The sequence below is a fragment of the Paenibacillus sp. FSL K6-2859 genome (genome assembly GCF_038008265.1).
Lineage (GTDB): Bacteria > Bacillota > Bacilli > Paenibacillales > Paenibacillaceae > Paenibacillus_AQ > Paenibacillus_AQ nitricinens.
In genome coordinates, this window is the sequence record NZ_JBBOYU010000001.1 from 4,476,070 (window position 1) to 4,493,488 (window position 17,419).

The window sequence follows — 17,419 nt, forward strand, 5'->3', positions numbered from 1 at the left end:
GAGCAAAAAGGACCACCCCATTCGGGCAGCCCTGTCTGCATGCAAGTTCATCAGCTATTTTATTCCTCTTCCTCCACAACGCCTAGCGCACGGTTCTTCTCTTTGAAACGGTCGTTATGGGACGAGACGTAGGCCATGTAAGGGGCTTCCGGTTCCATGTACTTCTTCGCACTATTTAACGCTAAAATACCGCTGGTGAAAGTACCCGCAATCAGCTCCACCTTGCTCGGATAAGTAACGAAATCACCCGCCGCGTAGATACCCGGAATGTTGGTAACCATTTGGTCGTCTACCTGCATGTTCCATTCATTCATATTAAGCCCCCAATTACGGATCGAACCGTAATCGCACCTCATCCCGTGACTGACGACCACCGCATCGACCTCAAGCTTCTGTTGCTCGCCTGTAACAGTATGAGCTACGGTGACAGTGTCTATAGTTGTACCATCCTGGCTATGAAGCGCTTCTACCGTAAAGAGGGTAAGGATCGTCACGGAAGACTGTTTCATTTGGCTTACAGTCCTTTCGTGTCCTCCGAATTCACCGCGTCGATGGACTATCGTCACGCTGGCCGCAATCGGTTCCAGCTCAACAGCCCAATCCACCGCGGCATCACCGCCGCCAGAGATCAATACCCGCTTGCCGCGAAAGCCGTCCAGCTGCTGCACCGTATAATGCAGATTGATCACTTCGAAACGATCTGCTCCCTCGATCTCCAGCTTTGCCGGCTTGCGAGCGCCATAACCGATGGCCAGAATAACCGTCCGAGTGAGATGCTGCTCACCAGCATCTGTCGTCAGCAGAAAATTCCCATCCTCCTGCCGCTCACAATGCTGGATACGCTGGCCGAGCACAATCATCGGCTCAAAGGTTTGTGCTTGCTGAACCAACTGGTCGATCAGCTTTTCCCCGCGGACAGGGGTGATCCCTCCAACATCCCAAATCATTTTCTCCGGGTAGGTCAGTATGCGTCCACCCAATTCGTCCTGAGTTTCTATGAGCTTGGTTTTCAGTTCTCTCATGCCACTGTAAAAGGCCGTGTACAATCCCGTAGGGCCGCCGCCAATAATCGTAACATCGAATAATTCCAGAGAATGGCTCATGACTGCTCTCCCAACATAACTGGAAGCTGCTTAATTAGCGCTTCTCTCGCGAGCGGATCTGTTGTAATGCCCAGCCCCCCGTTTACAAAATAAACTTTCCCCGCTTTTACGGCCGGCAAATCTCTCCAGATCGGCTCGTTGATCATTCGCTTAACCTCATTAAGCTCAGGACCGTCAAAATAAACAATAAAGATTCGGTCTCCTGCTATATTCGGAAGCACTTCAGCAGATATGTCCGAGTATCCGTAGTTCTCTGGATCATCAATCAGCTCTTGGATACCTGCTGTCGGTTTGAATCCTTTCTCATGATAGACAAACGTTGGCAAATAGCTGGTCGTATACACGCTAAGTCTATTTTGACCTAGCATATATTGAAAGACAGAAGCCGTCTCACCGCTCTGAATGGTGCCCTTCTGCAGCAGAGAATCCCACATTTCATTAATGTCAGCCTCATGCTTCGCTAGAAATTCATCCGCCTCTTTCTCAAAGCCTAGCCAATCGCCAATCCTCTTCACACGTACAGGCATTGGATCCCACTCATTCGTCTGAATAACTGGCGCAACTTTTCTCATAACTTCAAGCTGCTGCGCATCCGTCATCGAGGTAATAATTAGATCAGGCTCCAGCTCAATCAACTTCTCCGGGCTCGGCGGCCAGCCCACATCGGCAACGTCTTTCACTTCATCCCTGTACACGGCATATTGAAGCCCATCCTGAATCAGTCCAATAGGTTGAACGCCAAATAGCAAAATATCCCCGACTGTGTTATCTGTATAAATAATCCGCTTGGGCGAACTTGGAATCTCCACCTGTTTATCGTAAGCATCCATCACAAACTTGGTTGCTGATATATTTTCTTGTCCGCTTCCTTGGTTTGTTGCAGCCGCCCTTGTATTTGTCGATTTTGCTTCGCTGCCTCCGCCGTTGCTGCCACACGCACTTAATGCCATTGCGATACAAAGTACAGTTAGACCTTTCCGTATATTCTTGCTTTGAATTACCATCATTGTCTCCGCCCATCTCTCTGTTTTATTGATAATCATTATCAACTATAGCCAGTATAGTTTTTGCCCTTAACTCCGACAAGGATAGGATGGGACGTTATTTTATACTATTGGGCTGCTTAATAACTAGAAGGAATCGATTGATATCTATGTAGCTTTGCTGTATGATTCCTTTAATTGATAACGATTCTCAACTAAGCTTGGAGGTTTTCACTTGGACAGGAACGGTTTAGAGGTTACAAAGCCGGTACATACCCTTTATTTTGAATTGCACCATTTACAACATGTTGTTACTTCCCCATCAAGTGGAATCCCCCCGCAACCGTTGACCTCATATACCTTGTTAGTCACAGAGGAAGGTGAGGGCACGCTAGGGTGGAATGATGAAGAGTATACGTTAAAGGCCGGAAGCTGCTGGCTATTTAATCCTGGATCGATTATCGACATGAGCATATTTCACGGTCAGGGCAGCTTGTTTTGGTTGCTCAACTTTTCTATCCTAGGCAACACAGCCAGACCCGTCGCAACCTATTTGCAAGTCGGTGAATGCCGTATTTCCTCTACTAAAGTTCCGCTGCGCATCGTCAGGGAAATCAGCAAATATCAGAATGATAAGTCTGCTGCACGGCAAATGGACAATCACACGAGATTCCAAAAGTTGATGCGAATCATGATAGAGAGCACGGAAGATCAGCCTGCTTCCGAAACAACACGTCAATCTGTACTAGCTATTATTGAACAGCTCAAAGAGCACTTTACCGAGGAGATATCCGTAGAGGAGCTTGCTGCGCGAGCCCAAATCAGCAAACGCAGATTCACCCACTGGTTTAAGCAAATTACTGGAAAACATGTTTTGGAGTACATCACGGCATTGCGGATGGAATCAGCAAAACAGCTCTTATTAAAAGGCGAGCGCCTGCAAGAGATCTCCGTCAAGGTTGGCTATCGGGATGAATTTTATTTTAACCGCCGCTTTAAGCAGACGGAGGGCCTAACTCCCGGACAATTTGTCCGCAACTATGAGAACAAACCAGCTCATATTTGTGCACTAACCTGCCTTGGGCATTTACTCGCACTTGGCATCCGGCCCATCGCAGCCGCAAAGAATTTAACCAACAGACCCTACTTGCGAAACCTTAGTCTGGATATTCACCGTATAAACAATATTCCTTATCAACTGGAAGAGATCGCCGAGTTAAATCCGGAATATATACTTGTATCAAACGAACAGGAATGTGAAGAACTGTCATCCGTTGCCTCTACGATGATCTTCTCCCAAAACGACCATAAACCAATGACTTTACTGGCAATGCTTGGCGAAGCTTTTAATAAACAGAGGATCGCGCAGCAGCTAATTTTGCAATATGAACAGAAAGCTGAGCGTCACAGAACCGAATTACGAGGATTCATATCCAAAGAAGAAACGGTTTCTGTTATCGAAATACGCACCGATTCCATTTATGTGTTTGGCAACTTCTGGTGTCGTGGAGCTTATAATTTATATGATGGCCTGGGCATGACAGCCCCTCCCATTATTGAGCAAGAGATGCTAAACCGTGAGGCTTATCGCCTGATTACTGAGGAGCAACTTTCGCTATACGCAGGCGACCGATTATTTGTGAGCATTCTTGATCCGGTTCGATTCAGAACGCTGGAGAAGACATTCATCTGGAAGCAGTTAAAGGCTGTACAAAATAATCGTGTTTATTCCATAGACCCAGAGCATTTCGCTGTCAGCGACCCCATCTCCATGTACAGCCAAATGGACGTGCAGATGAAGCTACTGCTTGCTCGCTAGTTTGAAAGCAATCTGGCTAAAGATTCTCTTTACTCTATCAAACGAAACCAAGATCACGCTTAAAAAAGCCAGCTATCATAGCTGGCCAAATCATAAAAGCAGCATTTGCTGGCATCATAACTACCATTCTCTTGCCAGCAGCTGTTTCGGGAATGATGCAAGGAAGGCACTTTGTCTTTTTTATTTCACAATTTACTGGAAGCGAATTTACTCATTGAAGGCTTATAGGTTAAACATTTCTTACAAGTCTCTTTTTCTAAATGATCACTTACATTACACAACCAAACCATATGATCGGAGTCGGGTCCCCAATAATCTTTTATTACCTTATAAGGCTCCCCAAATTTACGCTGCCACTTGATTTGTGCGCGTTTATAGCCACTGTCCAAACAAAATTGCTCGATCCCATGTTCGTGTAGAAATATCATCATTTGCTTAATTAATGCCGAACCAATCCCTTGTCCCTGATAGCTTGGCAACACGTATAAACTACCCAATTCTCCCAAATGATCCAACTGATGTTCTGCACAGATTTGAATAGTCTCACCACATGGACCATAGGAAATTGTACCCACAACCTTCCCATTGATATTAGCGATAAAGAAATAAATATCCGTGTTTGCCTGTTTCAGTGAAGATAGCGCCTTTTGCTTTTTATGATCGGTTTCACTTTGTATGTCCTCTTGTAAGTGACCTAATCCCTCTTTGTTAAAGGCATCTGATATTGATTTTTCAAAAACCCGGCATGTAGATACATAATCACCCTCAGTGAGTGTACTAATAGTTAGATGCTTCGTCTTATTCATTATGTTGATCTCCTCTGCAATAATGTACTATAAACAATCAAGGTAGGAGGTTTATATTCATAAGACAACTTTTACTGGAGGTCATCATGAATATAATTTCCTTTCTTCTCTATTGCATTGTAGTTACATGTTCACCTGGTCCTGCCAATATTGTTATTCTTTCTTCCGTGCAACATTCAGGGGCTAAGAAAACCATGCGGTATGTATACGGGGCTACGATGGCTTTTGGGCTATTGCTTATCCTTTCTACCTTAATGAATCGTGTTCTGGTAGAGATCATCCCAAATATTCTGATCATTATGCAAGTCATTGGGAGTATATATATGCTCTACCTAGCTTACAAAATCTATAAGATGGGATCAATGGAAGACAAGCCTAATCCAAATGCCAATTTTCGCTCGGGTTTACTTATGCAGCTTGTGAATCCTAAAGTGCTCTTATTTACTTTAACAGTCATTCCCAGCTATGTAATGCCATTCTATACTTCTTCTCTTACCTTATTTATGTTTGTTATAATTATAACTGTGATCGGATTTTTTGCTTTTACGACATGGGTTGTATTCGGGGCAATCTTCAGAGCATTTCTGCAAAATCATCAAAAAGTTCTAAATACTCTGATGGCATTATTTTTAGTATACTCTGCCATTATGATATCGGGAATCCTATAAGTCTTGGAGGTTAAGAGCGTGGAGAGTTTCAACTATAAAAAGTCGGCAGATATCCTAACATTGTCAGCTAGCATGAGTGATTTCACTTATAAAAAACATTGCCATGAAGAATACGCAATTGGTGTCACCTTACGTGGCATTCAGCAATATAATCTTGAGGGTAGCTTGCAATCCTCTCATAAAAATGGCGTAATGCTATTTAATCGAGAGCAAACGCATGACGGCAATTCATATGATAAAGCAGGTATTGATTATGTCATGCTATATATCAAGCCAACCTTGATACAAGAGATCCTACGAAAAAAAGAACTCCGCTTCTCCTCTCCCATCCTATATGATGACAAATTGGCACAGTGCATATTAGCGCTAAGTCATGCCATCCAGAATGGTAAAGAGGAGTCCTTATGCAGTGAGCTGTTGTTAAACCTGGTTCATGTTGTATCTAATACTGAACTAGTTACAGAGCACAGGAGTAATAATAAATTTGTCAAAAAAGCAAAGGAAATGATGTACTGCAGTTTAGAACATGTATTGAAACTAGATGATCTCTGTAAAGAGTTTGGACTTTCCAAATATCAATTTATCCGAGAGTTTAAGACACATACTGGAATATCACCTTATCAATTTTTCTTAAATTGCAAGGTAGAGCATGCCAAGCAATCCATTGAGAAAACTAAGGATATTTATGCCGCTGTAGTAGAGTGTGGATTTGTGGATTTAACTCATTTGAACCGGCATTTTAAAAGCGTGTTTGGCATAACCGCACATGAATACAGGTTACAGCTGCATTGAGCAGAAGTAACCTGTATTCATCATGATTTATAAAATTTGACCATCTACCATTGTCCAGCACACTTTAAATTCATCATCCAAGAGGACCAGATCAGCATCAAAACCAGATGTTATTGTCCCCTTTTGTTGAAGTCCAAGAATATTGGCCGGCGTAGTTGAAGCCATCTTTACGGCGTCTAACAATGGAATCCCAGTTTCGACAGTATAACGTAAAGCTTCATTCATAGTCACTGTGCTTGAAGCTAGCGTTCCATCCTTCAGTCTCGCTACCCCCTCGGATACTGTAACATGATGGCCTCCGAACATATAATCCCCATCACCTAATCCCATAGCTTGCAGTGCATCTGTAATCAAGACCATTCCTTCTGGTCCTTTCAAGGTATGCATTAATCGAATAATTGCAGGGTGCAGATGGACGTTGTCCACAATCGCCTGAAGACTTACATGCTTCTCTTCAAAAGCAGCTACAATTACCCCTGGATCCCGATGATGGATAGGCCGCATGCCATTAAAACAATGCGTAACATGACTTGCCCCCGACGCAAAGGCTTGTTTAGCTTCTTCATATGTGGCATCCGAATGAGCGATGGCTATAACTACACCCTTTTCTTTCAAAAAGGAAATGAGCTCCATCCCTCCCGGCAGCTCCGGAGCAATTGTAACCATCTTAATGAGTGAACCCGCTTCTTCAAAAATCAGGTTCATTTCCTCTAAGTTGGGGTGGCGTAGATATTTTTCGTTCTGCATTCCTTTTCGCTTCGGATTCAAGTAAGGTCCTTCTAAATGAATACCTGCGATCTTTGCGCCCACTTCATGTCCAATCACACGCTTGACACTACGAATCATTTCTAAAAGATCTTCTAGCGTAGAACTCACTGATGTAGCCAAAAATGAGGTACAGCCAGATGAAGCACAAGCACTTGAGACCTCTTGAATACTCTTTTCCGTACCGTCCATCATATCGAAGCCATTGGCGCCATGAATATGAACATCTATCATCCCGGGTACTAACAAATGTCCACCACCATCGATCCGTTCATGTTGTCCCTCTGGAATCGAAAGATCCTCTGTATCTATCTTCATAATTTCCCCTTCAGAAATCCACACATTAGCGGCTGGGACAATACGATTCTGAAGCGCCACTTGTACATTTTGCAGAATATAAGACATAAATATCCTCCTCTGTTTCGTTATCAGTCTTGCTCTCGAGCCTCTTCAGTTTCTTCTGGACATTCAATCACTGTGATGTTCATCTGATCTAGAATTTCTCTGATCTCACTTGGGAGTTCCCGATCGGTAATTAGAATGTCAACGAACTCAAAGTCTAGACGGAAAAATGATTTGCCAATAAATTTGGTGTGATCAGCCACTAAGATGACTTGTTCTGATCTTCGGGCCATTTCTCTCTTCACCCGTACATCTTCTTCATATGGATAGTAGAGCCCATCAGCACAGATCGCGGATGCTCCAATAAAGGCTTTATCAGCACGGATTTCACTAAGTTTATCGATAATAGAAGGGCCATATAACAAGCGATTTTTCACATTCAAGTAACCACCAAGAACATAAATTTGCAGATCCTCCCGTTTGGACAAGATCCCTACATTATCAATCGAGTGCGTGACCACCGTAATATCCTTCGCGCTGATTTGTTCTGCTACAAACTGCACGGTGGTAGATACATCTAAAATCACAGTCTCATGATCTTGGATAAGCTGCGCCGCAGCCTTTCCTATCCTCTGTTTACTCTCAGATTCATCGATCAAACGATCCTGATAAGATAACAATTCTTTTTGTAACTCAGGTAACGATACCCCTCCATGCGTTCGGATCACAACACCTTCTTGTACTAATCTAACAATATCCCTACGTGCGGTATCTCTGGATACATCAAATTGCGTACAGATCTCTTGAACACTCATCGATTGGTGTTGTTTCAAATATTCGAGTATTTTTAACAATCTCTCCTCTTGAAACATCATGTATGCACCTCCTAAAGTCATCATAAGTTATTAATTAAGTATTTACAAGTATTATATATGTGATTATAAGTATCTATAAGTATTTTCACACAACTTATTTTCATTGATATTCGCAAAAAAAAGACGTTAGCCAGATGAACATACATCTGTTAACGTCCTTCAATTCATTTCTTAGTGCGATTCCAACTCTTTTGAATCTTTCGAATAAAAACGATTTGCCCCACGTGATACGCGTTATGTGTTGTCACATTGCCCATTACTTCCCACCACTGACTGCCTTGGAATTCTTGAACATCGGCATCCAATTGTTCCTTTGTAATCAGTTCCTGCCAACGTAAAAGAACTTCTAAGAGTTGTTGCTGAAGCTCTTGGAACGTTACTCCTTTTGCAACGACAAAGGTATTATTGTTATCCACTGAAGGAACCGCATGGATACTCTTTTCTTTATATCTTGTTTGCCAAGTTTCATTCCAGTAGAGCAGATGCTGCACTATCTCAGTAATACTGTTGCTTTCTTCCGTTACTTTCCAAAAAGCTTCTTCTTCGCTTAGGTCTTTTATGGCTACCTCAAAGGGCACATACCAACTTGGATCATTCGCATTAGCTAGCAACTGGTTAGCCAGAACATCATATGCATGAAACATTCTTACTTCACCTCATTATTTAGATCATTATCAGCAAATCAGGTACCGCAGAAGGTTCGATATGGACGTGCTGATTCCTTAGGTAGTGCCGAGTATTCATCCTGTTCAGGGGAATAAGCGTAAGGATTGGAAAGAGCTTTAAGCAATCGCTCCATCACACTGTAATCTACCTGTTGTACTGCCGCTTGGAGTGCTTCTTCTACCCTGTGGTTCCGCGGAATGATCGCAGGATTACTACTGCGCATTAGCTGTATCGAAACCTCCTTCGATTGCTGCTGTCTGCTAAGTCTAGCCTGCCATAACTCCTGCCACTTCGTAAATTCCGCTGCACCAAACAGAGCGGTTTCTTCCAGCTTTTCTAAAGTTAGGGCACGGAAGGTATTGGTATAGTCCGCCCGATACTTCTGCATCAAATCTAGCAAATCTTCAATTAGCGCTACATCCTCTACCTCTTCGTTGAAGATTCCGAGCTTCGCCCTCATACCTGTGAGCCAATGATGGTAAGACCGCTCTTTAAAATCTGCAATTTCCTCTTCAGCGAGCCGAATCGCCTGTTCCTGATCATCAGCCAGCAATGGCAGGAGAGTCTCCGCGAATCTCGCGAGATTCCAAGAGGCAATGCCCGGTTGATTGCCATAGGCATAACGACCCTGCTGGTCAATGGAACTGAATACCGTTTCTGGATGATACACATCCATGAAGGCGCAAGGACCATAATCAATCGTTTCTCCGCTAAGCGCCATGTTGTCGGTGTTCATCACTCCGTGAATAAATCCTACCAGCTGCCACTTGGCAATCAATTCAGCCTGACGTCCAATCACTTCCCGAAGCAGGAAAAGATAACGATTCTCCTTAGAATCAACTTCCGGATAATGTCTTTGTAATGTATAATCTGCCAGAGTACGGAGATCCTCAACAGTACCCCACGCTGCAACATATTGGAAGGTACCCACCCGTAGATGACTTGCAGCAACCCGGGTCAGAATAGCACCAGGCTGCTCTGTTTCTCGAATGATCGTTTCTCCAGTAGTTACCACTGCCAAGCTGCGAGTGGTGGGAATACCCAAGCTATGCATGGCTTCGCTAATGATATATTCACGCAGCATCGGTCCGAGTCCGGCTCGGCCATCGCCACCACGAGAATAGGGTGTTCTTCCCGCACCCTTAAGCTGAATGTCTACGCGGTCACCTTGGGGTGTGATCTGCTCACCAATAAGCGCAGCTCGGCCGTCACCTAACATGGTAAAATGTCCGAATTGATGTCCAGCATACGCTTGAGCAAGCGACACAGTACCTTCAGGGATTTCATTCCCTGCAAGATACTGAACACCATCCTTACTATGTAGTGCTGTACTATTCAGCCCTAAGGTAGCAGCCAATGGTTCATTTAAAATAACTAACTCCGGCTTACGTACAGGAGTTGGTTTAATCCTTGTAAACATGGATTCCGGCAGATGAGCATAACTGTTCTCAAAGTTCCATCCTATATCTATCTTCTCCGTCATAATATCTCCTTTTTATACCATCAGTTTATGCCTTTATGATCTCAGAATAAGTTATGTTAAAATTTAATGCAAATCTTCGCAATGACAAATACCCTTACTGAATAGATAAAAAGACCGTCCAGTCTCCTGCCATTCATGTAGGGAACCGGACGGTCTTATATTATGATGTTCTAACCTGTTATGACCTTAAAGGAAGCTAATTCGCTCCGCCTTTGGAGAGCATGATATTTAGAATGGTCTTGTCAGTATCCGCCAGACCTTCCTGAACCAGTCGCTCCATGTTGCGGATAGTATCTTCCACCTCTTCGAAAATAACTCCATCCTTGGTCGTAGGAGCAATATTGTTCATCGCCAGTGTGGCTGCCTGAATCGCCGTATTAGTGGAGGTAGATATCTTCAGCGCACAGGTTGAATTTGCACCGTCGCAAATCATGCCTGATAAAGAGGCTATCGTATTCTGTATCCCATGCTTGATCTGCTCAAGAGTGCCGTCCATGAGATAAATGATCCCGCTATTCGCTCCAACTCCACCTGCAATTCCTGAACCACATAAAGGCGACAACCGCCCGATATAATGCTTGATATGCACAGTGACCAGATTACTTAGTGCAAGCGCCCGAGCTAGCGTCTCTTCATCCTTACCAAGTAATTCCGCCAAAGAAATAACGGGAAGCGTACATGCAATGCCTTGATTACCGCTGCCCGCTGTTGTCATCACAGGCATTGCGCTGCCATCCATACGAGCATCTGAAGCCGCAGCAGTGGCCGCTATTATTTTGTTCGCTACATCATTGCCGAACAAATTCACAGCTGATTGCTGATTCATCTTCTTCCCTACTTGCAACCCATAATCGCCCCGGAGTCCCTCTTCGGAAATCGCTTTGTTCATCCGGGCGCCTTCCAAGAGGAAGCTAAGATCTGAAAATGGAGCCGTAGTTATAAACTCGAATATCCGATCTACAGAGCCTTCATAGGCTTCAGTATCAGAAAGTCCAGGCTTGCCACAATCTGCTTTAGACTTCTTAGGTGTCACTTTTTTCCCGTCCAGAGCCAGATATTCTATATTAGTGTGTTCTTTAGCAAGGATGGCAGTCGCTGTATGATTCTCTGTCTTCACCTGTGCTTCAATATATAACTTCTCAGGAGTGTCCATTATCTCCACTTTTAGCAGCTTTCGATCAAGCAGGTCATTGGCCAGCTTTAGCTCATCCTGAGTCAGGCCTGATAGAATTTCCAGCTCCTTGTGCGACCGTCCGACCACCGCACCGAGGGCTGCTGCGATAGGAAGACCTGTCTGGCCTGTCCCAGGGATGCCCACTCCCATTGCATTTTTAATAATATTACCGCTGAGATGCAGCTGAATCCCCGTTATTTCTTCCTCGAGAAGCTCTGCCGCCAAGGAGACGGCATACGCAACTGCGATCGGCTCTGTGCAGCCTTCTGCCGGTACGACTTCCTTGTGCAAAATTTCCAATAAGTTGCCCATGTATGCTTTTCCCCCTTCTCTCTCCCACTTGGAGTCATTTCTATATAGTAACGCAGAGTGAAGTTTCAGGGAATCCTTTTTCCTTTTTCTTCTCTAGAAGCTTCTGCTAGATCAACATCTTACATGCTTACGTTTAAAACCAAGCTGAGCTTTGTCGACTGCTTTTTGAATATTTGCGTACGCGTGAATCAATTTACTTTTTGCCTTATCCTTATCAACTTCAATGGGCCCTACAGTTCTTGCGGTTTCACTGGCCTTATCATGAAGTGGCGAATAAGATATGGCCACTGTGTACATGAAGTTGTTCATTGCGTATTGGGTACGTTCTGGAGAATCATGAATCGTATTTTCCACCATCTCAAGCATACCGGCAAGCTTGCTTTCGGAAAACTCAACATCCGGCCGACTGCCAAGCAGCCAGCAGTAACAGCTCCAGCCCGCTGACATTCTCAGCTCTTCACCGCTCGCAATCCATTTATCGGCAACTTGTTGTGCAATATCTGCTTCTGCCAAGGTTACTGCCACTACAAAGTCGGACAGCATATAAAAATAAGCCGCATCCATCCATCGGTCATAATCCGCTTCCGTCATTGCATTGGGATCAGCAATGATGCCGGCAAAATACATGGCATCATAGTTCCCTGTCGCGTAAAGTTCCTCAGCCAATGGCTGATTTATTTTTGTTTTCTTGAAGATTGGCTTCATTGCTCCGGTAGCCACGCCAAATAGCGGTTCCTTCGCTCCATTAGATATATATATTTTCTTAGTTCGTTCCTTGCCAAGCGCTTCCAGCTCCTGCATGACCATCTCTAGATCCACTATTTAACACTTCCTTTTTCAAAGTTCTCTCCCAAGCTATCTTAGGTTTGTACTAGTTAAAGAAAGTGTACTGTATGGGTTTCCTTGTCGCAAGTTGAGTTTCTGAAGAAATCCTTATGGGTGCGCAAATAACCACCTATATTACTAGGTGGTTACTACCTCAACCTTTTACAGAACCGATTGTAATTCCAGCAACGATCTTTCTGGACACAAGAAGATAAAGTATAAACGTGGGCAAAAATACCAGAAGTGATGCAGCAAAAATACCCGAATAATTACCAGTATTCGTATATCCTACTACGATGGATTGAAGCGCTAATGCTATTGGATGTCGATCCGGATTATTTGCAAAGATCAGAGCATAAAAATATTCATTCCAAATCCCCATCACATTAAAAATCGTTAACGTCAAAATACCGGCCTGTGCCATAGGTAAGATGATTTTGATAAAAGCTTTAATCGGCCCACATCCATCGATCGCTGCTGATTCCTCCAGTTCTTTCGGAATGGATGCAAAGAACCCTGTAAGCAAAAATACAGCAAAAGGGACATTCGTAAAAATGTATACAAAGATTAACGTAAATGTTGAGCCTGTTAAATTCAATGAATAAAATAACGAAAACAATGGAATAGAAATCAGTAGCCCCGGAACCGATAATGCCGAGATAAACATTAAATCAACTAACCGTTTTCCCCTAAACTGAATTCGTCCCAATATATAAGCAGCCGGAGCTGCAACAACAATAATACCTACGCAAGAGGTTACCGTGTAAACTAGACTGTTCAAAAAGTACAATCCGATCCCAGGATAGCAGGCAGAAGGAATAGCATGATAATCGGTTTACTAATTCTCATCTTTGTATCCCCCGCATCATTTTCAAGGAAATTATAAGGCTCAAAACCAAAATTAGCATGTTGACCGTTTATGAACCAGCCGCTACGGGTTCGGAGGGTTCTTCCGACCCTCCGCTCTGTCCACACGCCATGTCAACCTCTAATTTTTAGTTAGAATCCTTTTTCAAGTACCAGAATAAATAGAACGCGTAAATTGCAATTTATTCTTTCTTATACTCTAAATAATCTATATGCAGCTGCCGCTATTGACCGCCACATATAGACTACAGTTTTATTTACCGGCGTAGAATTTCTTAGCTTCCGCACTTAGCTTCGGCCCGAATTCTTCTGGCTTCAGTTTGCCAGTGATAAGTTCCATGAAGGTAGGTACAATGGTAGCAAGCGTAAAGTCGCCTCCATCACCAATACCTCCACCCCAAGGCATATTTTCTTTTGCATTTAGAAAAGCAGCCTCTGCTTCTGCAAGCATCGCAGGCCATTCAGAATCAATGGTTGCTGGGATCGCAAGTGCATCCTTCGCCATTTTTTCTTGTATCTGCTTACTAACGATATGTTTGATAAGTTCAAAAGCAGCTTTTGCATTCTTGCTTGATTTATTAATGAACATCCCTTGAGATCCAAAGATCAGCCCTTGTTTTCCACCTTTACCGTTTCCATTTGGAACATCCGGGAATTGAAACGTGCCCCATTTGAAATCTGGTCCTGAGGTGGCAAGCACTTCATTCGGAAGCCATGTTCCATTTAGATAAGCGGCAGACCCACCAAGCACGAGATCCTGCTGAGCCGCAGGATATTTACTTCCAGCAATTTTATTAGAGAAAAAACCTTTAGCGTTTAAATTAGCCATATCTTTAGCGAATTGAAGAATGATTGGATCATTCCACATCTCACCGGTCTTATCTTGCACAAGCTGGCTTACCCAATCTGCCCCCATCGCATTTGCCAGATAAGATCCAATAAATAAGTCCCGATATGCGTCATCAAAGGTAAGCGGTGCTGAACCTGCTGCTTTGATTTTTTCAGCATCTGCAAGAAACTCTTCCCAAGAGGCAGGTGCTTTTGTTATCCCAGCCTTCTCATACACTTCCTTGTTATAGAAAAAGAGCACTGCATACGGTTGCTGCGGAATCGAATAAATACCTTCTTCTAAACCGTACTTTGTGGATAGCGATTGTATCCAGCTTAATAAGCTTGGAATTATTGAATCCTTTACTGACTTGCCTTCCATTCCGATGGACGGCTCCGCAAGCAAATCATCAAGCTTCATAACGTAATCTTTCATGCCTTGAATACCAGCTGGGCTACCTGGATCGGCTTCCCAGATATCAATTTTCTCTCCTCCATCCAAAGCAGGCTTGATCAATTTTAAGATATCACGACCGGTAAACTTCAGATCCACTTCAACTTCTGGATTAGCTGCCTTGAATTCAGCAACGGCTGACTCAATAACCTTCGCTTGTGGTTCTGTGCTGCTCCACATCGACCAGAATACTACCTTACCTTCTAGTCCAGAAGCTTTAACTTCGGTGGTAGCCTCAGTTGTAGCAGTAGGGGTGTTCTCCTTAGTTGCTTCAGGCGGGGCAGCATTGTTCGTTGTATTGCTTGATCCACAACCAGCCAATAACGTTAGTACCATCGACATAGCAAGCAACAAACCGGTGAGCTTCTTTTGTCTTTTTTTCACGTGTGTAGCATCCCCCTCTAATATGAAAGTGCTTTCACAAGTAAGTATATAACGAAGCAAGTCAGGTCTAACATCGACGATATTGAACAAAGCATGCACAATTTTATCTAAATTTTAATCACCTTCAGCATCCTAAAAAAGAGAGCTTCGATTAAAATCATCGAAACTCTCTCTTCGTTTAAGCGCCAATTATTCTAAAATCAATGTTATTAGGCGGTGGATATAGGGTGATAGCTTCCTTCATTAATTCTTCAGATAATACAGTATTTCGGCTCTCCGCTAGCTTTTTAGCTTGAAATTCATACCACAGCTCCACAATCGTAACTTCGCCCTCACGAATCACAGCAAATTCTTTCTGGAATAAGTTTAATAGGAATTCATTATGATCCAACGCCTGAGCAGCAGCTCCAATAATAATTTGGAGACGATCACTTTGCCTGAACTCTTCAGGAAGTGATTCGTACACACTCCATGCCTTAGCAAATTGTTTATTTCTAATTAACATGCTAATATACTCATCTGCAAATGCACTGTCTGGAAAGCCATTGTACAAAGAATACGCCAGTTCATAATAGACCAGAGCCTGATCTGCCTCTCCTCTCTGTTCAGAGGTAATCGCCAGATTACGATAAACCCAAGCAGACGGCTGCAATTCAAGCGATTGATGCCATGCAGTCATAGCTTGGTCTTCCATTCCATACTCATAGAGCATAATGCCGTAATGCAAGTAGGAAGTCCACGTTTGATTATCTGCATCCCCTAGACTGGTACGAAGCAATTCCATCCATTCTTCTTGGACCATCCAAGAGGCCGGAATATTTTGTACATCTCCCTCTGGCAAGCCTCCCTCTTGTAACAGGGCTAACCATGGAAGCTGCGGTGCTGCAATACTGGATTTCAAGAATAGACATCCATCCGGAATAGACCTTTCAGCATGGGCCTTTCTGCGAATGTCCTCGAGTGCTCCCCAGCCTGAGCCTGAGTGCAATAGTTCTGATGGTGTTAAATTAGCATAAGCTTGCAACTTCTCATGAAGAATATACACCTCATCTTCTTGCAATTGTTCATTGACTTGCGTTTCAATAAAATCCCGAGCCTCAGACCAGTCACTTTGATTTGCCTTATGTGCATCCACCTGAGTAACACCGAATATTTGAGTGAAATCCCATATTGAATTTGCAGGCATGTCTAGTCCATGCATCTGTGTTGGAGCAAGCCCAGCTTGTATCTCAACATAATTACCTTCGCCTGGCTTCGCTAAGAAATCGCACCATCTTCTACCACCTGCATGGTTGCCCCAGCAAAATAACTTACGATATCTTAAGAGGCTAGTCGAACGTTCGTAGAATAAACTACCATCCTCATAGGCAATCGCTTCCCACGGGGATTTATAATCTGCTTCTGTCTGAAAAAAATACTCGTTAGAGAAGGGAATTCTCATTGGATATGACGAGTCTTCATTTGGAACTGAAGGAAGCACTGGCAAATCTCCCAATCCAAACCCCTTCACTTGATGATCAATATAGATAACCTTACTAGTGGATGAGAATACTCTTGATTGCAAAGTTTCCGGTGCTGCAATATTTGTCCAATAATACATAGGAACCGACGCTTCGTTATCATTAATGATTCTTACATAGACAGAGAGCTCCTTTGCCCCTTGAGGAAGATGAAAATCAATCTGCCAAAAAATGTTTTTACAACGCTCATATTCATAAATTCTTAGAAATTCATTGCCCTTATCATCCATCAATTTGGCAGCATGTACGGGAGATGCAGTCGTAAAGGTGTGACCTACCTGTCCCACATTCCATTCGATTCCTCCAGAGAACCAAGCATTAAGAATAGCTAAATTAGCCGGTTGAAAGACAGGGTTTGTATACAATATATCTTTGTTCGTACGTTTATCTTTAAGCGAATAGAGTCTACCTCCATACTCAGGTAAAAAGACTGCTTTTAAGATGTCATTTTCCAATACAATCGACTTCATAACCAGCAGTTTTCTTTCACGTGTATACCGATCCTGCATGCGATAAGGTAAATATCTCCCACCTGTATGTTCACCCAGCTGCTGTCTCAATTCTGGAGTAAGTGTACCATTATCCCCTACTTTAGTATGATGGTCTCTGTTTCTGAACATTGGAAGAGGATTCTCTCCTTCTAATAATGCACCTTCAAGAGTTAATGTTGAAATGACCACACTCATTCACGTCACATCCAATCCCATATAGTTAATCCAATTTTACACTGCTAAATACTAAAGCTACCATTAA

15 protein-coding genes are annotated in these 17,419 nt (G+C 43.3%); 3 read left to right on the forward strand and 12 right to left on the reverse strand.

Annotation, left to right across the window (positions count from 1 at the left end; genetic code table 11):
• Window positions 1-59 precede the first annotated feature (59 nt).
• Both MHB64_RS20030 and MHB64_RS20035 read right to left on the reverse strand, forming a co-directional pair.
• Window positions 60-1,103 carry an NAD(P)/FAD-dependent oxidoreductase gene (locus MHB64_RS20030; RefSeq protein ID WP_341135230.1) on the reverse strand — a complete coding sequence of 348 codons (1,044 nt, stop codon included), beginning with the start codon at window positions 1,101-1,103 and terminating at the stop codon, window positions 60-62.
• Window positions 1,100-2,110, reverse strand: a complete 1,011-nt coding sequence (locus MHB64_RS20035) for an ABC transporter substrate-binding protein (protein WP_341135231.1) — start codon at window positions 2,108-2,110, stop codon at window positions 1,100-1,102. The genes MHB64_RS20030 and MHB64_RS20035 overlap by 4 nt, the downstream gene beginning before the upstream one ends.
• A gap of 211 nt (window positions 2,111-2,321) precedes the next feature.
• Here MHB64_RS20035 and MHB64_RS20040 point away from each other — a divergent pair, with 211 nt between their 5' ends.
• Window positions 2,322-3,905, forward strand: a complete 1,584-nt coding sequence (locus MHB64_RS20040; protein WP_094869276.1) for a helix-turn-helix domain-containing protein — start codon at window positions 2,322-2,324, stop codon at window positions 3,903-3,905.
• A 185-nt stretch (window positions 3,906-4,090) separates the two neighbouring features.
• Here the strand turns inward: MHB64_RS20040 and MHB64_RS20045 are convergent, their stop codons facing one another.
• Window positions 4,091-4,711: a GNAT family N-acetyltransferase gene (locus MHB64_RS20045; protein ID WP_341135232.1), complete on the reverse strand. Its 621-nt coding sequence runs from the start codon at window positions 4,709-4,711 to the stop codon at window positions 4,091-4,093.
• A gap of 86 nt (window positions 4,712-4,797) precedes the next feature.
• Here MHB64_RS20045 and MHB64_RS20050 point away from each other — a divergent pair, with 86 nt between their 5' ends.
• Both MHB64_RS20050 and MHB64_RS20055 read left to right on the forward strand, forming a co-directional pair.
• Complete coding sequence (locus tag MHB64_RS20050) at window positions 4,798-5,379, forward strand: LysE family translocator (RefSeq protein WP_094869274.1); 582 nt, start codon at window positions 4,798-4,800, stop codon at window positions 5,377-5,379.
• An 18-nt stretch (window positions 5,380-5,397) separates the two neighbouring features.
• Window positions 5,398-6,171, forward strand: coding sequence for an AraC family transcriptional regulator (locus tag MHB64_RS20055; protein ID WP_341135233.1), 774 nt, complete (start codon window positions 5,398-5,400; stop codon window positions 6,169-6,171).
• A gap of 27 nt (window positions 6,172-6,198) precedes the next feature.
• Here MHB64_RS20055 and nagA read toward each other — a convergent pair whose 3' ends face one another.
• The 9 genes from nagA to MHB64_RS20100 form a co-directional block, all read right to left on the reverse strand.
• The gene (gene nagA / locus MHB64_RS20060; protein ID WP_094869272.1) at window positions 6,199-7,341 is read right to left on the reverse strand and encodes an N-acetylglucosamine-6-phosphate deacetylase; all 1,143 of its coding nucleotides are present in this window, start codon (window positions 7,339-7,341) and stop codon (window positions 6,199-6,201) included.
• A gap of 23 nt (window positions 7,342-7,364) precedes the next feature.
• On the reverse strand, window positions 7,365-8,153 hold the full coding sequence (locus MHB64_RS20065; protein WP_280786482.1) for a DeoR/GlpR family DNA-binding transcription regulator: 789 nt from the start codon (window positions 8,151-8,153) through the stop codon (window positions 7,365-7,367).
• A 164-nt stretch (window positions 8,154-8,317) separates the two neighbouring features.
• Entirely contained in the window at window positions 8,318-8,797 is a 480-nt protein-coding gene (locus MHB64_RS20070) for a DinB family protein (protein ID WP_341135234.1), read from the reverse strand.
• Between the two features lie 38 nt (window positions 8,798-8,835).
• On the reverse strand, window positions 8,836-10,302 hold the full coding sequence (locus MHB64_RS20075; protein ID WP_341135235.1) for a protein adenylyltransferase SelO: 1,467 nt from the start codon (window positions 10,300-10,302) through the stop codon (window positions 8,836-8,838).
• Between the two features lie 196 nt (window positions 10,303-10,498).
• Window positions 10,499-11,788 carry an L-cysteine desulfidase family protein gene (locus tag MHB64_RS20080; protein WP_076299336.1) on the reverse strand — a complete coding sequence of 430 codons (1,290 nt, stop codon included), beginning with the start codon at window positions 11,786-11,788 and terminating at the stop codon, window positions 10,499-10,501.
• Between the two features lie 111 nt (window positions 11,789-11,899).
• A complete protein-coding gene (locus MHB64_RS20085; protein ID WP_094878220.1) occupies window positions 11,900-12,607 on the reverse strand; it encodes a DNA alkylation repair protein in 708 nt (235 codons plus the stop codon).
• Between the two features lie 160 nt (window positions 12,608-12,767).
• Window positions 12,768-13,394 carry a carbohydrate ABC transporter permease gene (locus MHB64_RS20090; protein ID WP_341135236.1) on the reverse strand — a complete coding sequence of 209 codons (627 nt, stop codon included), beginning with the start codon at window positions 13,392-13,394 and terminating at the stop codon, window positions 12,768-12,770.
• Between the two features lie 339 nt (window positions 13,395-13,733).
• Window positions 13,734-15,146 (reverse strand): ABC transporter substrate-binding protein, encoded by a 1,413-nt coding sequence (locus MHB64_RS20095; RefSeq protein ID WP_341135237.1) that lies wholly within the window; start codon window positions 15,144-15,146, stop codon window positions 13,734-13,736.
• A gap of 178 nt (window positions 15,147-15,324) precedes the next feature.
• Window positions 15,325-17,352 (reverse strand): DUF5107 domain-containing protein, encoded by a 2,028-nt coding sequence (locus tag MHB64_RS20100; RefSeq protein ID WP_341135238.1) that lies wholly within the window; start codon window positions 17,350-17,352, stop codon window positions 15,325-15,327.
• Window positions 17,353-17,419 lie beyond the last annotated feature (67 nt).